The organism is Thermus sp. NEB1569 (assembly GCF_022385295.1).
Classification (GTDB): domain Bacteria; phylum Deinococcota; class Deinococci; order Deinococcales; family Thermaceae; genus Thermus; species Thermus scotoductus.
Genome location: NZ_CP092445.1, coordinates 2,035,889 through 2,057,989, shown reverse-complemented (window position 1 = coordinate 2,057,989; position 22,101 = coordinate 2,035,889). Strand labels below are relative to the sequence as shown.

The following is a 22,101-nucleotide window of genomic DNA, read 5'->3' as shown; positions in this document are numbered from 1 at the left end:
TTGCTAGACTGGACCCTATGGGCCGCCTTAAGTTCGCCCACCTGCACCAGCACACCCAGTTCTCCCTCCTGGACGGGGCGGCAAAGCTTTCTGACCTTCTTGAGTGGGTGAAGACGGTTTCCCCCGAGGACCCTGCCCTGGCCATGACCGACCACGGCAACCTCTTCGGGGCGGTGGAGTTCTACAAGAAGGCCACCGCCATGGGGATCAAGCCCATCATCGGCTACGAGGCCTACGTGGCCGCGGAAAGCCGCTTTGACCGCAAAAGGGGGAAGGGCCTGGACGGGGGGTACTTCCACCTCACCCTTCTTGCCAAGGACTTCAAGGGCTACCAGAACCTGGTGCGCCTGGCGAGCCGGGCATACCTGGAGGGTTTTTACGAAAAACCCCGTATTGACCGGGAGATTCTACGGGAGCATGCCGAGGGTCTTATCGCCCTTTCGGGGTGCCTGGGGGCGGAGATTCCCCAGTTCATCCTGCAGGACCGCCTGGACCTGGCGGAGGCCCGGCTGAACGAGTACCTCTCCATCTTCGGTGACCGCTTTTTCATAGAGATCCAGAACCACGGCCTGCCCGAGCAAAGGAAGGTTAACCAGGTCCTGAGGGAGTTCGCCCGGAAGTACGGCCTGGGGATGGTGGCCACCAACGACGGCCACTACGTGCGCAAGGAGGACGCCCGGGCCCACGAGGTGCTTCTCGCCATCCAGTCCAAGAGCACCCTGGATGACCCCGAGCGCTGGCGTTTCCCCTGCGACGAGTTTTACGTGAAGACCCCAGAGGAGATGCGGGCCATGCTCCCGGAGGAGGAGTGGGGCGACGAACCCTTTGACAACACGGTGGAGATCGCCCGCATGTGCGAGGTGGACCTTCCCATCGGGGGCAAGATGGTCTACCGCATCCCTCGCTTTCCCCTTCCCGAGGGCAGGACCGAGGCCCAGTACCTGAGGGAACTCACCTTTAAGGGGCTTCTTTCCCGCTATCCGGACCGCATCACCGAGGGGTTTTACCGGGAGGTTTTCCGGCTTCTCGGGAGGATACCGCCCCATGGCGATGGGAACGCCCTGGCGGAGGCCTTGGCCCAGGTGGAAGGGAAGGCCTGGGAAGCCCTTCTGCCCAAGCTACCCCCGTTGGAGGGGGTGAGGGAGTGGACGGCGGAGGCCATCTTGCACCGGGCCCTCTACGAGCTTTCCGTGATCGAGCGGATGGGTTTTCCCGGATACTTCCTCATCGTCCAGGACTACATCAACTGGGCCAGGCGGAATGGGGTATCCGTGGGGCCGGGCCGGGGAAGCGCCGCCGGGAGCCTGGTGGCCTATGCCGTGGGCATCACCAACATCGACCCCCTGCGCTTCGGCCTCCTCTTTGAGCGCTTCCTGAACCCCGAGCGGGTTTCCATGCCCGACATCGACACGGACTTTTCCGACCGGGAGCGGGACCGGGTGATCCAGTACGTGCGCGGGCGCTACGGGGAGGACAAGGTGGCCCAGATCGGCACCTTCGGTAGCCTGGCCTCCAAGGCAGCCCTCAAGGATGTGGCCCGGGTCTACGGCATCCCCCACAAGAAGGCGGAGGAGCTGGCCAAGCTGATTCCCGTGCAGTTCGGCAAGCCCAAGCCCCTGGCCGAGGCCATAGAGCTGGTGCCGGAGCTAAGGGCGGAGATGGAAAAGGACCCGCGGGTGCGGGAGGTGATCGAGGTGGCCATGCGCCTCGAGGGCCTGAACCGCCATGCTTCCGTGCACGCCGCCGGGGTGGTCATCGCCGCCGAGCCCCTCACGGACCTGGTGCCCCTCATGCGGGACCAGGAGGGGCGGCCCGTGACCCAGTACGACATGGGAGCGGTGGAGGCCCTGGGGCTTTTGAAGATGGACTTCCTGGGCCTGCGCACCCTCACCTTCCTGGACGAGGCCAAGAAGATCGTGAAGGAGTCCAAGGGGGTGGAGCTGGACTACGACCGCTTGCCTTTGGACGACCCCAAGACCTTCGCCCTCTTGGCGCGGGGAGAGACCAAGGGGGTTTTCCAGCTGGAATCGGGAGGAATGACCGCCACGGTGCGGGGGCTAAAGCCCAGGCGCCTCGAGGACATCATCGCCCTGGTTTCCCTCTACCGCCCGGGGCCCATGGAGCACATCCCCACCTACATCCGCCGCCACCACGGCCAGGAGCCCGTGAGCTACGTGGAATTCCCCCATGCGGAGAAGTACCTGAGGCCCATCCTGGAGGAAACCTACGGCATCCCCGTTTACCAGGAGCAGATCATGCAGATCGCCTCCCAGGTGGCGGGCTACTCCCTGGGGGAGGCCGACCTCTTGAGGCGGGCCATGGGCAAGAAGAAGGTGGAGGAGATGCAAAAGCACCGAGAGCGCTTCGTGCGGGGGGCCAGGGAACGGGGCGTGCCCGAGGAGGAGGCCAACCGGCTTTTCGACATGCTGGAGGCCTTTGCCAACTACGGCTTCAACAAGTCCCACGCAGCCGCCTACAGCCTCCTTTCCTACCAGACCGCCTACGTGAAGGCCCACTACCCGGTGGAGTTTATGGCCGCCCTCCTCACCGTGGAGCGGCACGATTCCGACAAGGTGGCGGAGTACATCCGCGACGCCCGGGCCATGGGCATAGAGGTCCTTCCCCCCGACATCAACCGCTCAGGCTTTGACTTCAAGGTGGTGGGGGAGGAGATCCTTTTTGGCCTCTCCGCGGTGAAGAACGTGGGGGAAGGGGCAGCCCAGGCCATCCTGGCGGAAAGGGAGCGCCGTGGTCCCTTTAAGAGCCTCGGGGACTTCCTCAAGCGCCTGGACGAGAGGGTGGTGAACAAGCGCACCCTGGAGTCCCTTATCAAGGCGGGGGCCTTTGACGCCTTTGGGGACAGGGCCCGGTTGCTGGCTTCCTTGGACCCCCTCCTCCGGTGGGCGGCGGAAAGCCGGGAGCGGGAGCGATCCGGCATGATGGGCCTGTTCGCCGAGGTGGAAGAACCTCCCCTGGCGGAAGCCTTGCCCCTGGACGAGATCACCCGGCTCCGCTACGAGAAGGAGGCCTTGGGCATCTACGTTTCCGGCCACCCGGTGCTGCGCTACCCGGGCCTGAGGGAGGTGGCGAGCTGCACCCTGGAGGAGCTTTCCGACTTCATCCGGGGCCTTCCCCCAAGGCCCAGGGTGCTCCTCGCGGGCATGGTGGAGGAGGTGGCGCGCAAGCCCACCAAAAGCGGGGGCATGATGGCCCGTTTTACCCTTTCCGATGAGACAGGGGCCCTCGAGGTGGTGGTTTTCGGCCGGGCTTACGAGGGGGTTTCTCCCAAGCTCAAGGAGGACACCCCTCTCCTGGTCCTGGCGGAGGTGGAGCGGGAGGAAGGGGGGCTTAGGGTCATGGCCCAGGCTGCCTGGACCCACGAGGAGGTGGCCGAGGCCCCCAAGGCCCTGGAGGTGGAGGTGGACCATGCCCTTTTGGACGAAGGGGGTGTTGCCCTTCTGAAGAGCATCCTGGATGAGCACCCCGGGAACCTCCCCCTCTACCTGAGGGTGCAGGGGCCCTTTGGAGAAGCCATCCTCTCCCTACGGGAAGCCCGGGTCGGGGAAGGTGTTTTCGAGGCCCTCGAGGCCGAAGGCTTCCGCGCCTACTTGATCCCGGATCGGGAGGCCTTCCTCCAGGGGAACGGTGGAGGAGGGCCCAAGGAGGAAGTGGTGCCCTTTTAGAGAAAAGAGGCTGGGCGTAGGCCCAGCCTCTTTTGCCCCTTTGCCGGGGCCCCAACCTGGCTTTGCCAGGTTGGGGTGGCTTTAGAAGTCCATGTCGCCGCCCGTGGGAGCGGGGGTGGACTCCTTCTTCTCGGGCTTCTCGGCCACCACCGCCTCGGTGGTGAGGATGAGGGAGCCGATGGAGGCGGCGTTCTGCAGGGCGGAGCGGGTCACCTTGGCGGGGTCCACGATGCCTGCCTCCACCATGTCCACGTACTCCCCGGTGGCGGCGTTGAAGCCCAGGCGGAGGTTCTTGGTCTCGGAGAGGATCCTCTGGACCACCACGGAGCCCTCGTAGCCAGCGTTCTCGGCGATCTGACGGGCAGGCTCCTCCAGGGCCCGACGCACGATCTTGGCCCCGGTGGCCTCGTCCCCGTCCAGCTTCTTAAGGAGCTCGTCCACGGCGCTGATGGCCCTGAGGAGCGCCACGCCACCGCCCGGGACGATGCCCTCCTCCACCGCGGCCCGGGTGGCGTTCAGGGCGTCCTCAAAGCGGTGCTTCTTCTCCTTGAGCTCGGTTTCGGTGGCAGCCCCCACCCGGATTACCGCCACGCCCCCCGCCAGCTTGGCCAGACGCTCCTGGAGCTTCTCCTTGGCGTACTCGCTGTCGGTGGTCTCCAGCTCCTTCTTAATGGCGTTGATGCGGGCCTCGATGTCCTCCTTCTTGCCCTTGCCACCCACGATGGTGGTCTCGTCCTTGGTGATCCGCACCCTTTCGGCCCGGCCCAGCATGGAGAGGGTGGCGTTCTCCAGCTTGAAGCCAAGCTCCTCGGAGATGACGGTACCACCGGTGACGGCGGCGATATCCTTAAGCATCTCCTTGCGGCGATCACCGAAGCCGGGAGCCTTCACCGCAGCCACGTTCAGGGTGCCCCGGAGCTTGTTGACCACCAGGGTGGCCAGGGCCTCGCCCTCCACGTCCTCGGCGATGAGGAGGAGGGGCTTGCCGGTCTGGGCCACCTGCTCCAGGATGGGGAGGAGTTCGCGCACGTTGGAGACCTTCTTCTCCACGATGAGGATGAAGGCGTCCTCGAGGACCGCCTCCATGGCCTCGGGGTTGGTGACGAAGTAGGGGGAGATGTACCCCTTATCAAACTGGTACCCCTCCACGAACTTCAGCTCGGTCTCCAGGCTCTTGGACTCCTCGACGGTGATGATCCCCTCCTTCCCCACCTTCTCCATGGCGTCGGCGATCAGCTTGCCCACGTCAGGGTCGTTGGCGGAGATGGTGGCCACCTCCTCGATGGCCTTGCGGTCCTCCACGGGGATGGCCAGGGAGCGGATCTTCTCCACCGCCGCCTCCACCGCCTTCTCAATGCCCCGCTTGAGGGCCAAGGGGTTGGCGCCGGCGGCCACGTTCTTGAGGCCCTCCCGCACGATGGCCTGGGCCAAGACGGTGGCGGTGGTGGTCCCGTCACCGGCCACGTCGTTGGTCTTGGAGGCCACCTCCTTGAGGAGCTGGGCCCCGATGTTCTCCAGGTGGTTCTCCAGCTCGATCTCCTTGGCCACCGTCACCCCGTCCTTGGTGATGGTGGGGGAGCCGAACTTCTTCTCCAGGACCACGTTCCGGCCCCGGGGGCCCAGGGTTACCTTCACCGCATCGGCTACCGCGTTCACGCCGCGCTCCAAGGCCCGGCGGGCTGCTTCGTCAAACACCAGGATCTTCGCCATACCTCACCTCCCTTTACTGCAGAACCGCCAAAAGGTCGCGCTCGGAGAGGATCACGTACTCCTCGCCGTCGATCTCAATCTCGGTGCCGCCGTACTTGGCGAAGACCACGATGTCCCCCTCCTTGACCTCGAGGGGCACCTTCTGCCCATTCTCCAAGACGCGGCCCGAGCCCACCGCGATCACCTTGCCCTTCTGGGGCTTCTCCTTGGCGGTGTCGGGGAGCACGATGCCGCCCTTGGTCTTGGGCTCCTCCTCAATCCGCTTCACCACAACCCTGTCGCCTAGGGGCTTGATCACCGTCTTCACCTCCGCAGCCATATTCACTCCCTCCTTTGACGCTCAAAGGGCGAGAGTGTCAAACCAAGGGTTATTATTTTGCCCCCGTGCTTCTTTGTCAAGGGGGTTGAGGGGGGTTTTATAAGGAGCGCTGGCGTAGAGCTTCGTAGAGGAGAAGAGCGGCGCTCACCGCCACGTTGAGGCTATCCGCCACCCCCCGCATGGGGATGCGCACCCGCACGCTTGCCCGGGAAAGCCAGGCCTCGGAAAGGCCTTCGTCCTCGGTGCCCAGGAGGAAGGCCACTCCCCTTTGGTAGTTCTCTTCCCAGTAAACCTTTTCCCCTCTGGGGGTGGCGGCCACCAAAAAAAGCCCTTTTTCCTCCAGGAAGCGGGCGGCTTCCTCCTCGGCCACGGGGAAGACGGGCAGGGAGAAGACCACCCCCGTGGAGTTCCGGATCACCTGGGGGCTATAGAGGTCCACCCCTTCCGCCACCAGGATCAGATCCACCCCCGCCCCATCCGCCGAGCGCAGAATGGCCCCCAGGTTGCCGGGTTTTTCCAGGCCCAGAAGGACCAGGACCAGGGGGTTTTGCGGGAGCCGGACCTCCTTTAGGGTTTTGTGGGGCAGGCGGAAGACCCCGATGACGGGAGGCGGGTTCTCCCTTACGGAAACCCGCTCCATCGCCTCCTGGGAAAGCTCCAGGGTGGGGGCCGATCCCGCCAGGGTTTGGTCCTCCGGGGTGGCCTTGGGGCCGAGAAGGAGGGTTTCCAGGTGGAAACCGGCCCTTAGGGCCCTTTCCACCTCCCGCCGGCCTTCCACCAGGAAAAGGCCAGTCCTTTCCCGCTCCCTTCGTTCCTTCAGGGCGGCCAAGGCCTTCACCTTGGGGTTAGCGGGGCTTTGAATGCGCATGGCGGTTCCTCGGTTCGGGGTTTCCCCCGAGGCGCACTTCAAAGCTGGCGATCCGGGGTCCGGAAAGCTCCAGGGAAACTTCTTCCACCTGAGGCAGTTCCTCCAGAAGCCGGGAAAGCCTGAGGACGATTTCCTGGTAGGGGGCGGGGTCGAGAGGACCCGAAAGATCCGGGCTTTGCCCGTGGCTTAGGGGTCTTACCAGCTCCTGGGCGTCCTTCTGGGTGAGGGGGGAAAGCCGCTGGCCCAGCACCTGGTCCCCCAGGGGGGTGGGCAGGACCAGGGTGAGGACGGGGCCGAAGAGGGGGTGGGGCTTGGCGGTGAGCTTGAGGGAAAGCCCTTCCCCCTTCCCCAAGGGCAGGCCGAAGCACTCCAAGAGGGCGGCCCCCTCCGCCTGGCTCAGGGTCTCTTTCCCTTCTAGGAGCTTCCTCGCCTCCTCCAGGCGCAGGTCGGGAAAGTCGGGGAAGTGGAGGGGCTCTTCCCGCCAGGCCTTGTAAGCCCAGGCCCGGCTCAAGGCGATGGCCGCGGATTCGGGGAAGCGGTAGAGGGCCACCTGGCCCATAACCCGGGCCCGCACTCCCGGGGAGCCCATCACGCAGGCCAAAAGGAGCTTGTTCCCTTCTGCCTTCTCCAAAAGAGCCAGGAACTCCTCCTCGCTGGTAAAGCCCATGGGCACGAAGAGGAGAAACACGCTTCCCGCCTCGCCTTCCAGGGCTTCTTCCAGGGCGCGGGCGAACTCCTCCGCCTTGGCGGTGGAGCCCAGGTCCACGTGCTCCACGAAAAGCCCTCCTTCCCTGAGGGCCTCGAGGGCCAGGTTGGAGGGACCGGAGGCGTTGGAGATGAGTCGCACCCGGTTGTTTTCCGGAAGGCGCCCCAGGGCCAGAAGGGCGGCCACGTCAAAGGCTTCCTCCAGGCTGTTGGCCCGGATCACCCCGGCCTGGGCGAAGAGGGTGCGCACCAAGGGATCCCGGGAGGGATGCACCGCCAGGATGGGCTTTTTCTTGCCGATCCTGCGGGCTAGGCGGGAGAAGCGCCGGGGGTTGCCGAAGCTCTCCAGGTAAAGGAGGATCACCCGGGTTCGCTCGTCCTCTTCCCAGAACTGCAAAAGGTCGTTGGAGGAGATGTCCGCCTTGGCCCCCAAGGAGACAAAGGAGGAGATGCCGAGTCCCATGCCCTCCGCATAGGCCATCACCGCCCGGCCCAGGGTGCCGGATTGGCTGGAGATGGCCAGGGGTCCGGGTTTGGGGAGGGGGGCCAGGCCCGCCGCCAGGCGCACCTCGGGGTGGGTGTGGACCAGGCCCAAGGAACCCGGGCCCAGAAGGCGCATCCCCAAACGCCTGGCCTTGTCGGCTAGCTCTTTGGCCTCTTGGTCCTGGAAGCCGGTGGTGAGGACCACGCTGGCTCGCACCCCTCGTCTTCCCGAGGCCTCGAGGGCCTCCCAAACCCGCTCCTTGGGCACGGCGATCACCGCCAGGTCCACGGGGCTGGGGATGCTCTCCACCCTGGGGTAGGCGAGAAGGGGCCCCACCGTACCTCCTTCCTTGCCGATGGCCTCGTTCACCGGGTAGACGGGGCCTTGGAAGCGGCCAAAGATGAGGTTTTCCAGGGCCCGGTAGCCGATGCTTTCCGGGTCGCGGCTTGCTCCCACCACCGCCACGCCCCGGGGAAAGAAGAAGGGGTGAAGGCTCGCAAGGGTGGAAACCTTTTCCCGCCACTCAAACCGCTCCGCCGCCTTCTCCTCCAGGAGGATCTCAAACTCCACCTCCACCTCCCCGCTATCCCTGCGGGCCCGTACCTGGAAGCCGCTTTCCATGAAGACGTTGAGCATTTTCTGGTTCTCCGCCAGGACGAAGGCCTGAAACCGCCTTACCCCCCGCTTGGCGGCGATCAAGGCCAGGCGCTCCAGAAGGAGGGTGCCCAGGCCCTTGCCCTGGAAGGCATCGTCCACCAGAAAGGCCACCTCGGCGGTGCCCTCCCCCTTCAGGCGCACGTACTCCCCCGTGGCCACCATCCTGGGGGGGTCTCCCGCCAGGACCATGAGGATCACCTTTTCCTCTTCCGGTTTGGCGGAAAGGAGAAGCTCCGCCGCCTTTTCCGGGGAGATGGGGGAGAAGAAGCGCATGCGCAAGGACTCCGGGGATAGCCGCCTCAGGAACTCCACGAAAAGGGGAAGGTCCTTGGGGCCTGCCCGCCTCAGGAAGGCGGTGCGCCCGTCCTTGAGGAGGACGGGACCCTCCTCGAGGCCATGCTGGGGGGTGGGTGGGGGCACGTAGCCCATGCCTTTAGCCTACATCCGGGTAGCATGGAAGCATGCTGCGCCTGGATACCCGCTTCCTCCCGGATTTCCCCCAGGCTTTTAAGGAGCACGGGCCCCTCCTTCTTCAGGCCCGGGAGGCCCTTTTGGCCAAGCGGAAGGATCCCCAAAGCATGCTGGGCTGGATGGACCTCCCCGAGGACACGGAAACCCTGAGGCGGATCCGCCGCTATCGGGAGGCTAACCCCTGGGTGGAGGACTTCGTCCTCCTGGGCATCGGGGGAAGCGCCTTGGGGCCTAAGGCCCTGGAGAGTGCCTTCAACGAAAGCGGCGTGCGCTTCCACTACGTGGACCACGTGGAGCCGGAGCCCGTGCTTCGGCTCCTTCGGGGCCTAGACCCCCGGAAGACCCTGGTGAATGCGGTTTCCAAGTCGGGGGCCACCGCGGAAACCCTGGCCGCTCTTCTGGTTTTTCTGAACTGGCTTCGGGAGAACCTGGGGGAGGACTGGCGGCGGCACCTGGTTCTCACCACGGATCCCCGGCGGGGGGCGCTAAGGGCCTTGGCGGAAAAGGAGGGCCTCGAGGCCTTTTCCATTCCCGACAACGTGGGAGGGCGCTTCTCCGTGCTCTCCCCGGTGGGGCTCCTTCCCTTGGCCTTTGCCGGGATGGACCTGGAGGCCCTCCTCATGGGGGCGAGGAAGGCGAACGAGCTGGCCCTGGCCCCGCTGGAGGAAAACCTCCCCCTGAAAACCGCCTTGCTCCAGCACCTCCACCGCCACCTGCCCATCACGGTCTTTATGGTGTACTCGGAAAGGCTGAAATACCTTCCCGCCTGGTTTGTCCAGCTCCACGACGAGTCCTTGGGCAAGCGGGATGGGGAGGGCAACCGGGTGGGCACCACCGCCGTGCCCGCCCTGGGTCCCCAGGACCAGCACGCCCAGGTGCAGCTCTTCCGGGAAGGCCCCTTGGACAAGCTCATCGTTCTGGTGGTGCCGGAAAGGCCCACAGAGGACCTTACCTTACCCCAGGTGGAGGGCCTAACGGAGGCGGCCTACCTCTTCGGCAAGGGATTATTCCAGCTCCTCAAAGCCGAGGCCGAGGCCACCTACCAGGCCTTGGCGGAAGCGGGACAGAGGGTCTATACCCTCTACCTCTCGGAGGTTTCCCCCTACGCCGTGGGCTGGCTCTTGCAGCACCTCATGTGGCAAACCGCCTTCCTGGGGGAGCTCTGGGGGGTGAACGCCTTTGACCAGCCCGGGGTGGAGCTGGGCAAGCGCTTGACCTTTGCCCTTCTTGGGCGTCCCGGATATGGCTCTTAACCTTGGAAGCGTGGAAATAAGTGTATGATGCCCTAGGCATAAGGGGGTCTCTATGGACCGACTGGAGCCTTTGGGCATCAAACCGAAAAAGCAGGTTTTTTGGAACACGGTTTCCCCCATCCTGGTGGAGCACACCCTGGCCCGGGGCGAGGGGATTCTGGCCCACAAGGGGGCCTTGGTGGTGGACACCACCCCTTACACGGGGAGAAGCCCCCGCGACAAGTTCGTGGTGCGGGAGCCTGGGGTGGAGGAGGAGGTCTGGTGGGGGGAGGTGAACCAGCCCTTCTCCCCGGAGGCCTTCCAGGCCCTTTGGGAAAGGGTGGTCGCCTACCTTTCCGAGCGGGACCTGTATGTTCAGGACCTTTATGCCGGAGCCGATAAACGCTACCGTCTGGCGGTAAGGGTGATTACGGAAAGCCCCTGGCATGCCCTTTTTGCCCGCAACATGTTCATCCTCCCGCGCCGGTTCCCCGAGGACGACGAGGTGGAGCCCTTTTCCCCAGGCTTTACCGTGGTCCACGCTCCCTACTTCCTGGCCGACCCGGAGCGGGATGGAACCCGGAGCGAGGTGTTCGTGGGCATCAGCTTCCAGAGAAAGCTCGTCCTCATCGTGGGTACCAAGTACGCCGGGGAGATCAAGAAGAGCATCTTCACCGTGATGAACTACCTCATGCCCAAGCGGGGGGTTTTCCCCATGCACGCCTCGGCCAACGTGGGGAAGGAGGGGGATGTGGCCATCTTCTTTGGTCTTTCCGGGACGGGCAAGACCACCCTTTCCACCGATCCGGAGAGGCCTCTTATCGGTGACGACGAGCACGGTTGGAGCGAGGAGGGGGTGTTCAACTTTGAAGGGGGGTGTTACGCCAAGGTCATCCGCCTTTCTCCAGAGTATGAGCCCCTTATCTATAAGGCGTCCAATCAGTTTGAGGCCATCCTGGAGAACGTGGTGGTGAACCCGGAAAGCCGTCGGGTGGAGTGGGACGACGACACCAAGACGGAAAATACCCGCGCCTCCTACCCCTTGGGCCACCTGGAAAACGTGGTGGAGTCTGGCGTGGCCGGACACCCCAGGGCCATCTTCTTCCTCTCCGCCGACGCCTACGGGGTCCTGCCCCCCATCGCCCGCCTTTCCCCGGAGCAGGCCATGTACTACTTCCTCTCCGGCTACACCGCCCGGGTGGCGGGCACGGAAAGGGGCGTCACCGAGCCCAAGGCCACCTTCTCCGCCTGCTTCGGGGCGCCCTTTCTTCCCCTCCATCCCGGGGTCTATGCCCGCATGCTGGGGGAGAAGATCAAGAAGCATGGTCCCAGGGTGTACCTGGTGAACACCGGCTGGACCGGGGGGCCTTACGGGGTGGGTAGGCGCTTCCCCCTGCCCGTGACCCGGGCCCTTTTGCAGGCGGCGCTAAGCGGGGCCCTCGAGGGGGTTCCCTATCGCCAGGATCCCGTCTTCGGCTTTGAGGTCCCCCTGGAGGTTCCCGGGGTGCCCAAGGAGCTTTTGGACCCGCGAGAAACCTGGGAGGACAAGGAGGCCTACGATCGCCAGGCCAGGAAGCTAGCTACCTTGTTCCAGGAAAACTTCCAGAAGTACGCGGACGGGGTGGAGGAAGCCATACGCCGGGCAGGACCAAAGGTGGGGTAGCCCTTATCCTTTGTGGGGATGGGCCTTCTGCCCAGCCCCTTGCCAAGTAGGGCCCGGGGGTATTAGTCTCTCAGGTGGCAGGTAATGGAAGGGACAAATGTACTTCACCCCCGCCTAGGTACTTCTGGCAAAATGATGGCTACTGCCGTCTGGGGGACGGGTCTGTTATGAGCCAAGCCTGGTTTAGCCGTTACGCCTGGGGCGTCCTGGTGTGGAACATCCTGGTGGCCCTCTGGGGTGCCTACGTGCGGGCCACGGGGTCGGGGGCGGGGTGCGGTGCCCACTGGCCCACCTGCAACGGGGAGATTATCCCCCGAGCTCCGCAGGTGGAGACCCTCATCGAGTTCACCCACCGGGCTACCTCGGGCCTCGCCTTTCTTTCCGTGCTTTTTTTGGCCCTTCTCGCCTTTCGCCTCTTTCCCAAGGGCCACCCGGCGCGGCTGGGCTCCGGGCTGGCCTTTCTCTTCATGATCACCGAGAGCCTGGTGGGGGCTTCCCTGGTCCTGTTCGGCTGGACAGCCCATAACGTGAGCGCTGCCAGGGCTGTGGTGCAGATGGTGCACCTGGCCAACACCTATTTCCTCCTGGCCTTCCTGGTCCTCACCGCCTGGTGGGCCTCTGGGGGTGCTCCCTTGCGCCTTAGGGGGCAGGGTGCGGTGGGGGCGGCCTTGCTCCTGGGGCTTATCGCCTTGCTCTTCCTGGGGATGAGCGGGGCGGTGACCGCCTTGGGGGACCTTCTCTTCCCCGTGCGGAACACCCTCGAGGCCCTGGAGCGCTCCCTGACCCCAGGCGAGCACTTCCTGGTGCGCCTCAGGGTGCTTCACCCCCTCATCGCCGTGAGCGTGGGGCTTTATGTGGTTTTTGCTGGCTACCTGGTGGCCCATCTGCGGCCTTCCTCCCATACCCGCCGCTTCGCCCATGCCCTCGCATACCTCTATGGAGTGCAGCTTCTCGTGGGCCTGGTGAACGTGTGGCTCAAGGCCCCGGTCTGGATGCAGATCCTGCACCTTCTTTTGGCTTACGCCGTGTGGCTTCTTTTCATCCTGCTTTCGGCGGCGGCGTTGGTCCAGGGGGCTAGGCGGGTGGAGCTGGGGGAGGGTACGGAGGCGGGGCAGGTGCACCGGGGCACTGGGGGAGCCACCTGGAAGGACTACCTGGCCCTCACCAAACCCCGGGTGATCAGCCTCCTTCTCTTCACCACCCTTTTGGCCATGCTCATCGCCGCCAAGGGCTGGCCTGGCACGGGCCTCTTCCTGGTGGTGGCCCTGGGAGGCTACATGATGGCGGGAGCGGCTAACGCCATCAACATGGTGGTGGACCGGGACATCGACGCCCGCATGCGCCGCACCGCCAAGCGTCCCACCGTGACCCAGCGCATTTCCAGCCGGGATGCCCTTCTCTTCGCCTTTGGCCTTGCCCTTTCTGCCTTCCTTCTCCTCTGGTGGGGGGCGAACCTTCTTTCCGCCACCCTGGCCCTCATGGGCCTTATCTGGTACGTGCTGGTCTACACCCTCTACCTGAAGCGGCGCACCTGGCAGAACATCGTCATCGGTGGGGCGGCGGGAGCCTTTCCCCCCCTGGTGGGCTGGGCGGCGGTGACGGGCGAGCTAAGCCTCTTTGCCTGGTACCTCTTTGCCCTCATCTTCTTCTGGACCCCGGTGCACTTCTGGGCCTTAGCCCTCATGATCCAGGACGACTACCGGGCCGTGGGGGTGCCCATGCTGCCCGTGGTGTTGGGGGAAAGGGTGACGGTGATGCAGATCGCCCTTTATGCCGTGCTCACTGCCTTGATTTCCCTCATGCCCCTCCTTTTGGGGGAACTCGGCCTGGTTTACTTCTTCTTGAGCCTCGCCCTTAATGCTTTGCTTATCCTTAAGAGCCTTGCCCTCTACCGCCAGCCCGAGCGGAGGACGGCGGTTTCGCTGTATAAATACTCCATGCTTTACCTGGCCCTCTTGTTCGTGGCCATGGCGGTGGATCGGGTGCTTTAGGGAGGGAAGCGGATGAAAAGAGTTGTGGCGGCTTTCAGTCTTCTAGGTTTGACCCTGGCCCAGGAGGCCCACCGGGTGGCCATTACCCACCCCGTCTCCCCCTTCAACCGGGAGACCAACTTTCTCCTGGTCTGGGTTTTGATCTTTTCCATCCTCGTCTTTGGGGTGGTGGCAGGGGCTTTGGCCTACGTGACGTGGAAGTTCCGGGCTAAGCCGGGGCAGCAGGGGGAGCCTCCCCAGGTCCATGGCAACGACCGCCTCGAGGTCATCTGGACGGTAATCCCCCTACTTATTGTATTTGTCTTATTTAGCTTGACTGCCCGCAGTCTCATCCAGGTAAACCAGCTTCCCGCCGGGGCCCTGAAGGTGGAGGTGACGGGCTACCAGTTCTGGTGGGACTTCAACTACCCTGAGCTTGGCTTCCGCAACTCCAACGAGCTTATTCTGCCCGCAGGGGTGCCGGTGGTGCTGGAGGTCACCTCCAAGGACGTGATTCACTCCTTCTGGGTGCCGGGCCTTGCAGGAAAAAGGGACGCCATTCCGGGACAAAAGACCCTTCTCTCCTTTACACCGGAAAAACCGGGCAACTACTACGGCTTCTGTGCCGAGCTCTGCGGTTCCAGCCACTCCCGCATGCTCTTCCGGGCCATCGTCCTGCCTAAGGAAGAGTTTGACCGCTTCGTGGCGGCGGCCAAAGATTACGCGCCGCCCGTGGCCGACGCCCGGGGCCAGCAGGTTTTCCAGCAGAACTGCACGGCCTGCCACTCGGTGCAGGCCAAGATGCCTCCTGCGGTCATCGGCCCGGAGCTGGCCTTCGTGGGTAACCGGGTGAGCCTGGGGGCGGGGATCGTGGACTACACCCCCGAGAATATGAAGGCCTGGATCAGAGATCCTGCGGCCATGAAGCCTGGGGTCAAGATGCCGGGCTTCCCCCAGCTTTCCGAGGAGGACCTGAACGCTTTGGTCCGCTACCTGGATGGGCTTAAGGTGGAGGGTTTTGACTTCAAGGCGTTGCCTAAGTTCTAAGGAGGTATGGGCAGATGGCCATCGCAACCAAGCCAAAAGCCGGTTTCTGGGCGATCCTTTGGGATCTCCTGACCACGGTAGACCATAAGAAGATCGGGCTCTTGTACACGGCCACCGCCTTCTTCGCCTTCGCTTTGGCCGGGGTATTTTCCCTCCTGATCCGGGCGCAGCTGGCGGTGCCCAACAACAACCTCCTTACGGGGGAGCAGTACAACCAGATTCTCACCCTCCACGGGGCCACCATGCTCTTCTTCTTCATCATCCAGGCCGGGCTCACCGGCTTTGGTAACTTCGTGGTGCCCCTCATGTTAGGGGCCAGGGACGTAGCCCTGCCGCGGGTCAACGCCTTCAGCTACTGGGCCTTTTTGGGAGCCATCATCCTGGCCCTGATGAGCTACCTCTTCCCCGGTGGAGCTCCCAGCGTGGGCTGGACCTTCTACTACCCCTTCTCCGTGCAGTCGGGTAGCGGGGTGGACTTCTACATGGCCGCCATCCTGCTCCTGGGCTTTTCCAGCCTCTTGGGCAACGCCAACTTCATCGCCACCATCTACAACCTCAGGGCCCAAGGGATGAGCATGTGGAAGATGCCCATGTACGTGTGGAGCGTCTTCGCCGCCAGCGTCCTCAACCTCTTTAGCCTCGCCGGGCTCACCTCGGCGACCCTCCTTGTCCTTTTGGAGAGGAAGATCGGCCTCTCCTGGTTCAACCCGGAGATCGGGGGGGACCCCGTCCTCTTCCAGCAGTTCTTCTGGTTCTACTCCCACCCCACGGTGTACGTGATGCTTTTGCCCTACCTGGGGATCCTCGCTGAGGTGGCCTCCACCTTTGCCCGCAAGCCCCTTTTCGGCTACAAGCAGATGGTCTGGGCCCAGATGGGCATCGTGGTGCTGGGGACCATGGTCTGGGCCCACCACATGTTCGCCGTGGGGGAGTCCACCATCTTCCAGATCGCCTTCGCCTTCTTTACCGCCCTCATCGCCGTGCCCACGGGGGTGAAGCTCTTTAACCTCATCGGCACCCTTTGGGGCGGGCATCTGCAGATGAAAACCCCCCTCCTTTGGGTGTTGGGTTTTATCTTCAACTTCCTATTGGGGGGCATTACCGGGGTCATGCTCTCCATGGTTCCCCTGGACTACCAATTCCACGACTCCTACTTCGTGGTGGCCCACTTCCACAACGTCTTGATGGCGGGGTCGGGCTTCGGGGCCTTCGCCGGTCTTTACTACTGGTGGCCCAAGATGACGGGCCGCATGTACGACGAGCGCCTGGGGCGGCTCCACTTCTGGCTCTTCCTGGTGGGCTACCTGACGGTCTTCCTACCCCAGTACGCCCTGGGCTTCCTGGGGATGCCCCGCCGGTACTACACCTACAATGCGGACATCGCCGGCTGGCCGGAGCTTAACCTGATCTCCACCATTGGGGCCTTCATCCTGGGCCTCGGGGGTCTGGTCTGGATCTACGTTATGTGGAAGAGCCTGCGCTCCGGGGAGAAGGCTCCGGATAACCCCTGGGGTGGCTACACCCTGGAGTGGCTCACCAGCTCCCCGCCCAAGGCCCATAACTTTGACGTGGTCCTGCCCAAGGACTTCCCCTCTGAGCGGCCTCTCTACGACTGGGCCAAGAAGGGGGTGGAGCTGAAGCCCGAAGACCCCAGCCACATCCACCTGCCCAATAGCTCCTTCTGGCCCTTTTACTCCGCCGCTACCCTCTTCGCCTTCTTTGTTTCCGTGGCGGCCCTGCCTGTGCCCAACGTGTGGATGTGGGTCTTCCTGGCCCTTTTTGCTTACGGCCTGATCAGGTGGGCCCTCGAGGACGAGTACAGCCACCCGGTGGAGCACCATACCGTCACCGGCAAGTCCAACGCCTGGATGGGGATGGCCTGGTTCATGGTTTCGGAAGTGGGCCTCTTCGCCATCCTCATCGCCGGCTACCTCTACCTGCGCCTTACCGGGGCGGCGGTACCCCCGGAGGAACGGCCTGCCCTTTGGCTTGCTCTCCTCAACACCTTCTTCCTGGTGAGCTCCTCCTTCACCGTGCACTTCGCCCACCACGACCTGAGGCGGGGCCGCTTCAGCCCCTTCCGCTTTGGCCTTTTGGTCACCATCATCCTGGGGGTTCTCTTCTTCCTGGTGCAGTCCTACGAGTTCTACGAATTCCACCGCCACTCCAGCTGGCAGGAGAATCTGTGGACCGCCACCTTCTTCACCATTGTGGGCCTCCACGGCCTGCACGTGGTCATCGGTGGCTTTGGCCTGATCCTGGCCTACCTGCAAGCCCTAAGGGGTAAGGTCAGCCAGCACCACCACGGTACCCTCGAGGCGGCCAGCATGTACTGGCACCTGGTGGATGCGGTCTGGCTGGTAATCGTCACCATCTTCTACGTTTGGTAAGCCTCGAGGTGTTTCCCTACGGGAAAGCACGCTGGGCCTTAGCCCCCGCCCAAAAGGCGGGGGCTTTGCTATCTATGGGAAGGGATGCGCCTTTTGGTGGTGGATTTTGATTACTTTTTCCCCGTGCCCCAGGATCCCCAAGACCCTTTGGCTCCCCTTTACGCCTGGGCCCACTTTGAAACCCCCTACTACCTGGGGGAGGTTTGGGAGGAGCGGGCCTTGGCCTTCCTCCTAAGGGGGCTTCCCTTGCCCCAGGCCCGGGGATGGGAGGGATTCTGGGAGCGCTTTGCCTTCGCCCCGGAGGCCCGCCTTTACTATGCGGATTCCAACGCCTTGGCCTTCCATTCAGACGTGCACCAGGGAGTGCGGGAGGTAATGCTCTTTGATGCCCATCATGATGCGGGCTACCGCCCTTTGGGCGTGGAACCCGCCTGCGACGACTGGATGGTCTATTACGCCCGCCAAGGGGCCAGGCTTAGGGTTTTCTACCCTTCCTGGCGCGATCCTTCCCTGGAACCCGTGCCTGCGGTTCCCGTGGAGAGGGTCAAGGATCCTGGGGGGCCAGTGGAAGGGGTTTTCCACCGGGTGTTCCTGTGCCGCAGCGGAGCCTGGGTACCCCCTTGGGCCGACGAGGCCTTTTTCGCCTTCTTGGAGGCAGCTTCCCTGCCCAAGGTGGCCCTGGAGGCGGTGGCGAGGAGGCCATTCGACCTCGTGGGCCTCCTAAGGCGGTCAGAGGAGGAAGCCCTTGGCCTTAGGATCATGGAGCGCCTAAGGGGGCTCTTTTAGCCTTTGCCCTGGACAAGCCCTTGCCCTTCCCCTATAATCACTAAGGCTGTTGGGCCGTTAGCTCAGCTGGCAGAGCAACCGACTTTTAATCGGTAGGTCGCAGGTTCGAATCCTGCACGGCCCACCAAGCCAGGGCCCCATCGTCTAGCGGTCAGGACGCGGCCCTCTCAAGGCCGAAACGGGGGTTCGATTCCCCCTGGGGTCACCACGGGCGGCTAGCTCAGCTGGTCAGAGCGCTCGCCTTACAAGCGAGAGGTCAGAGGTTCAAATCCTCTGCCGCCCACCACGATGGGAACACAAAACTTCCCCCCTCGGTAGCGAGGGGGAAGATGTTTTGAGGGCTTTAGGCCTCCTTGGCGAGGAGGCTCCGCACCGCCTCGGGGAGGGTTTCCCCAGGAAAGAGGGTCCGGAAGCGCTGGGCCAGGTCCCGGAGCAGAGGACGTAGGGTTTCGTCCCGTAAGGCCTGGGGGTAAAGGGCTTCCATCTCGCTGAGAAGGGATTGTCTGGCCAGGTGCCGAGCCACCAGGAGGGCTTCCCCCTCGAGGCCCGTGGGCCGGCCCCGCTTGAGGCGCTCCGCCTCCTTGCGCACCCAGGGGCTTTCCAGAAGGCGGCGGCAGGTGGGGCAGGGATGCTTGGGGCTGGGGCTTCCGCAGATGGGGCAGGGCTCGCCTCGATCCTTTTGCAAAAGGGCCAGGGCGGCCCGGGCTACCTTTTCCCGTAGCTCCAGGGGGGCTTTTTCCGAAAGCTCCAACGCCCGGCGGCTTGCCCATAGGAGGCGCTCGGGGTTTTCCGGGGTTTTGGGGGTCTCTGGCTCCTTTTCCAGGGGCCCCACCACAAAGCGGATCTCCTTCACCACCCCTGGAAACCGCTCCTCGTAGCGTCGCAAAAGGGCCAGGCGGCTATAGGTGAGCTGGTGGGCGGTGACGGGGTCCGCCACCCGCACGGTGAGGGCACTCCCATCGAGGGCCAGGGGCTCGCTGAGCTGGGCAAGCTCCCTGCCCACCACCTCCCGCCAGGCGGCCAGCACCAGACCCCGCTTCAGCTTTTCCTTCCCCCCGGCCTTCTTGAGGGCCTCGGGGATCACCTCCTTAAGCCGCCAGGGCATGCCCACCCTCCCGGGAGGGTCAGCATAGGACCACCCCTCCTTCCACCCAGCATACCGGCACCCCCTCGGGGGCCCAAAGCCCCGCCAGGATGGCCTGGGGTAGGGTGCGGGTATAGGCCAGAACCGCCTGCCGTTTGCCCTCGTCCAGCTCCTCGCTCCACTCGTCCACCAGGAGAAGGGGGGCTTCCCCATGGTGCTCGGAAAGCAGGCGGTGCTCGGCCAGGCGCAGGGCCAGGGCCACCCCTTTGGCTTCCCCCCGGCTTCCAAAGCGGTGGACCGGCCGTCCTGAGAGCAGGAAGACCAGGTCGTCGCGGTGGGGGCCCACCAGGGTCTGCCCCCGGGCCAGCTCCTCCTCCCTCCGGGTCCTTAGGGCCTCGAGGAGATCCCCCGGGGCGGTTTCCTCCAGAAGAAGCCCCACCTCCCCCGGGGCCAGGCTCCGGTGGACGGATTGGAATATGGGCAAGAATCGCTTTAAGAAGCGCCTTCTAAAGGCCATGATCTCCGTGCCGTAGCGGGCCAGCTCCTGATCCCATACGGAAAGCCCGTTCCCCCCAGCCTTCAAAAGGACGTTTCGCTGGCGCAGGGCCTTTTCGTAGGCGGAAAGAAGGGCGGCGTACCGGCGGGAGAAGCGCCCGATCAGGCGATCCAGAAAGGCCCGCCTCTCCTCCCGGCTTCCCAGCACCACCTCCACGTCCTCAGGCAGGACCAGGACCGAGCCCGGAAGCTCGTGAAGAGCCCTTAGGCTCACCGCCTTCTCGTTCAGCACGATCTCCCTTCCCTCCGGCCTCAGCCGTTGCTCGATCCGGTATAGACCCAGCTCGGTTTCCACCTCCGCCTGCAGCCAGGCTTCCTCCTCTCCGAAACGGATCAGGTCGGCCAAGGAAGCCCGGACCTCGCCTCCAAGGGCCAGGTGGATGCCGAGGAGGAGGCTGGTCTTCCCCTGGGCGTTCCCTCCCACCAGGGCGAAAAGGCCCTGAGGGGGCTGGAAGGCCGAGAGGGCCAGGTTGCGGAAGTTCCGCTGGCGGAAGACGAGGAGCCGCATCTAGATCCTTGCCCGGCGAAAGAGGAAGGGAAGGGCCAGGAGGGCCACGAGGAGGAGGATAGCCCCCAGGAGGTAGGGGGCCTCAGGGGAAAGGCGGTAGAGGCCTGTACCCAGAACAGGCCCGAGCATCCGGCCCAGGGCCTGGGCGGAGGCGTTCAAGCCTGCCACCAGGCCTTGTTCCCCTTCCCCCACGGCCAGGGAGAGGGCGGCGGTGACCCCCGGCCCCGCCATGGCCGCCCCCGCCCCCTGCAGGGCCAGGCCCAGGGCCAAAAGGGGAAAGCCATGGGCCACCACCAAAAGGAGAAAGCCCAGGATGCCCACGGGTAGCCCAAGGAGGAGGAGGGTCCTAGGCGGCCAGGAGAAGCGCCGCACCAGGAAACCCTGGATGAAGACCGCCACAAAGCCGTAAAGCACCAGGGCAAGCCCCACGCTCCTGGCGGTTTCCACCCCCGAAAGCCCGAGGCGGTCTTGGAAGTAGAAGGCGATGGTCTGCTCGAGGGCCACCCCGGAAAGGTTCAGGGAGAACCCCAGGAGGAGAAGGGGAAAAACCCGTCCATCCCAGGGGGAAAGCCGCCCTGCCTCCTGCGATCCCTGGGGCCTGGATTCCGGCAGGACCAGGGCCACGAAGAGGGCGTTGAGGAAGGCGATGCCGGAGGAGAAGAACACCGGGGCCAGGAGGCCAAACCATGCGGCAAGCCCCGCCCCCAAGGCGGGCCCCAGGATGACCGCCAGGCCGAAGGCAGCCCCCAAGAGGGCCATGCCTGCGGTGCGGTGTTCCCGCCCGGTGATATCGGCCACGTAGGCCTGGGCGGTGGGTAGGGTGGCGGAGCTGAAGGCCCCGCCAAGAAGCCGGGCCAGGAGGAGGAGAGGGAAGAGGAGTCCCGCGGAAACCAGCCCCCTTTGGCCCAAAAGGGCAAAGAGGCCAAAGAGGAGGAAACTCACGGCAAAGCCCAGGATGCCCAGGAGGAGGATGGGCTTCCTGCCCTTCTCGCTCAGCCTTCCCCAGAGAGGCGAAAGGAGGAACTGCATGAGGGCGTAGCCAGTGGAGAAAAGACCCACCTGGACCTCGGTGAGCCCGAGCTCCCGGCCCAAAGGCCCCAGGATGGGGAAGAGGATGGAAAGCCCCAGGATGCTGTTGAAAAGGGTCAGGAAGAGGAGGCCTACAGGGGACATGCCCTAGAGTTTATCCGAAGCGGCCGGTGATGTAGGCCTCGGTGCGGGGGTCCTTGGGTTTGGTGAAGATGGACTCGGTGGGGCCGAACTCCACCATCTCCCCGTTGAGGAAGAAGGCAGTGTAGTCGGAAACCCGGGCGGCCTGTTGCATGTTGTGGGTCACGATGACGATGGTCACCTGCTCCTTCAGGGAGAGGAGGAGGTCCTCTATGGCCTGGGTGGAGATGGGATCCAGGCTGGCGGTGGGCTCGTCCATAAGCAGGACCTCCGGCTCCACCGCCAGGGCCCGGGCGATGGTGAGGCGTTGTTGCTGTCCTCCGGAAAGGCCGCTCGCCGGGGTGCGCAGGCGATCCTTAACCTCGTCCCACAGGGCAGCGCCCCGCAGGGCCCTTTCCACGGCCTCGTCCAGGCGCCGCTTATCCCTTATACCCACCAGCTTAAGACCCGCCGCCACGTTGTCGTAGATGGACATGGTGGGGAAGGCCGTGGGTTTTTGGAAGACCATCCCCACCCGCCTCCGCACCAGAACCGGGTCCACTCCGGGGGCGTAGATGTTTTCCCCGTCCAGGAGGACCTCCCCTTCCACTCGGGCGATGGGGGTGAGGTCATGCATGCGGTTTAGGGCCCTTAGGAATGTGGTCTTGCCGCACCCGGAGGGCCCGATGAGGGCGGTGATCCGGTGGCGGTAGATGGGGAGGTTTACCCCGCCCCCGACCCCCACGCCCACCCGGTTTCCGTAGCGGACCACTAGCCCTTTGGATTCCATGTGGGTGCCCACGGTTTCCTTGGTTTCCGG

15 protein-coding genes and 3 tRNA genes are annotated in these 22,101 nt (G+C 64.4%); 10 read left to right on the top strand and 8 right to left on the bottom strand.

What is annotated here, in order from left to right; all coding sequences use genetic code 11:
* The first annotated feature begins 17 nt into the window (after nucleotides 1–17).
* The gene (gene dnaE, locus MI302_RS11685; protein WP_126170811.1) at nucleotides 18–3,683 is read left to right on the top strand and encodes a DNA polymerase III subunit alpha; all 3,666 of its coding nucleotides are present in this window, start codon (nucleotides 18–20) and stop codon (nucleotides 3,681–3,683) included.
* Between the two features lie 81 nt (nucleotides 3,684–3,764).
* On the opposite strand, the gene groL is transcribed toward dnaE, so the two are convergent.
* The 4 genes from groL to MI302_RS11665 all read right to left on the bottom strand — a co-directional run bounded on the left by groL (nucleotide 3,765) and on the right by MI302_RS11665 (nucleotide 8,855).
* A complete protein-coding gene (groL, locus tag MI302_RS11680; RefSeq protein ID WP_019550604.1) occupies nucleotides 3,765–5,393 on the bottom strand; it encodes a chaperonin GroEL in 1,629 nt (542 codons plus the stop codon).
* A gap of 13 nt (nucleotides 5,394–5,406) precedes the next feature.
* Entirely contained in the window at nucleotides 5,407–5,712 is a 306-nt protein-coding gene (groES, locus tag MI302_RS11675; protein ID WP_038055202.1) for a co-chaperone GroES, read from the bottom strand.
* Nucleotides 5,713–5,809: 97 nt separating this feature from the next.
* Complete coding sequence (locus MI302_RS11670; protein ID WP_239725865.1) at nucleotides 5,810–6,580, bottom strand: RNA methyltransferase; 771 nt, start codon at nucleotides 6,578–6,580, stop codon at nucleotides 5,810–5,812.
* Nucleotides 6,558–8,855, bottom strand: a complete 2,298-nt coding sequence (locus tag MI302_RS11665) for a GNAT family N-acetyltransferase (protein ID WP_239725864.1) — start codon at nucleotides 8,853–8,855, stop codon at nucleotides 6,558–6,560. The genes MI302_RS11670 and MI302_RS11665 overlap by 23 nt, the downstream gene beginning before the upstream one ends.
* Before the next feature lie 32 nt (nucleotides 8,856–8,887).
* Between MI302_RS11665 and pgi the strand changes: the two genes are divergently transcribed.
* From pgi to MI302_RS11620, 9 genes are all read left to right on the top strand, one after another.
* Nucleotides 8,888–10,150: a glucose-6-phosphate isomerase gene (pgi, locus tag MI302_RS11660; protein WP_239725863.1), complete on the top strand. Its 1,263-nt coding sequence runs from the start codon at nucleotides 8,888–8,890 to the stop codon at nucleotides 10,148–10,150.
* Nucleotides 10,151–10,202: 52 nt separating this feature from the next.
* Nucleotides 10,203–11,792, top strand: a complete 1,590-nt coding sequence (pckA, locus tag MI302_RS11655) for a phosphoenolpyruvate carboxykinase (ATP) (RefSeq protein ID WP_239725862.1) — start codon at nucleotides 10,203–10,205, stop codon at nucleotides 11,790–11,792.
* Between the two features lie 167 nt (nucleotides 11,793–11,959).
* Nucleotides 11,960–13,783 carry a heme o synthase gene (locus MI302_RS11650; RefSeq protein ID WP_239725861.1) on the top strand — a complete coding sequence of 608 codons (1,824 nt, stop codon included), beginning with the start codon at nucleotides 11,960–11,962 and terminating at the stop codon, nucleotides 13,781–13,783.
* A gap of 12 nt (nucleotides 13,784–13,795) precedes the next feature.
* On the top strand, nucleotides 13,796–14,809 hold the full coding sequence (gene coxB, locus MI302_RS11645) for a cytochrome c oxidase subunit II (protein WP_239725860.1): 1,014 nt from the start codon (nucleotides 13,796–13,798) through the stop codon (nucleotides 14,807–14,809).
* Nucleotides 14,810–14,823: 14 nt separating this feature from the next.
* Complete coding sequence (gene ctaD / locus MI302_RS11640; RefSeq protein ID WP_239725859.1) at nucleotides 14,824–17,199, top strand: cytochrome c oxidase subunit I; 2,376 nt, start codon at nucleotides 14,824–14,826, stop codon at nucleotides 17,197–17,199.
* 84 nt (nucleotides 17,200–17,283) lie between these two features.
* Entirely contained in the window at nucleotides 17,284–17,985 is a 702-nt protein-coding gene (locus tag MI302_RS11635; protein ID WP_239725858.1) for a hypothetical protein, read from the top strand.
* 51 nt (nucleotides 17,986–18,036) lie between these two features.
* Nucleotides 18,037–18,112 (top strand) — tRNA-Lys (locus MI302_RS11630).
* A 6-nt stretch (nucleotides 18,113–18,118) separates the two neighbouring features.
* Nucleotides 18,119–18,193, top strand: a tRNA-Glu gene (locus MI302_RS11625).
* Nucleotide 18,194: 1 nt separating this feature from the next.
* Nucleotides 18,195–18,271, top strand: a tRNA-Val gene (locus MI302_RS11620).
* Nucleotides 18,272–18,328: 57 nt separating this feature from the next.
* Here the strand turns inward: MI302_RS11620 and MI302_RS11615 are convergent.
* Genes MI302_RS11615 through pstB form a run of 4 tightly spaced genes read right to left on the bottom strand, consistent with a single transcriptional unit; the run spans nucleotide 18,329 to nucleotide 22,083 of the window.
* Complete coding sequence (locus MI302_RS11615; RefSeq protein WP_239725857.1) at nucleotides 18,329–19,090, bottom strand: DUF721 domain-containing protein; 762 nt, start codon at nucleotides 19,088–19,090, stop codon at nucleotides 18,329–18,331.
* 19 nt (nucleotides 19,091–19,109) lie between these two features.
* Complete coding sequence (gene recF, locus MI302_RS11610) at nucleotides 19,110–20,132, bottom strand: DNA replication and repair protein RecF (protein WP_239725856.1); 1,023 nt, start codon at nucleotides 20,130–20,132, stop codon at nucleotides 19,110–19,112.
* Complete coding sequence (locus MI302_RS11605) at nucleotides 20,133–21,305, bottom strand: MFS transporter (protein WP_239725855.1); 1,173 nt, start codon at nucleotides 21,303–21,305, stop codon at nucleotides 20,133–20,135.
* Between the two features lie 10 nt (nucleotides 21,306–21,315).
* Nucleotides 21,316–22,083, bottom strand: coding sequence for a phosphate ABC transporter ATP-binding protein PstB (gene pstB / locus MI302_RS11600; RefSeq protein ID WP_370687363.1), 768 nt, complete (start codon nucleotides 22,081–22,083; stop codon nucleotides 21,316–21,318).
* Nucleotides 22,084–22,101 lie beyond the last annotated feature (18 nt).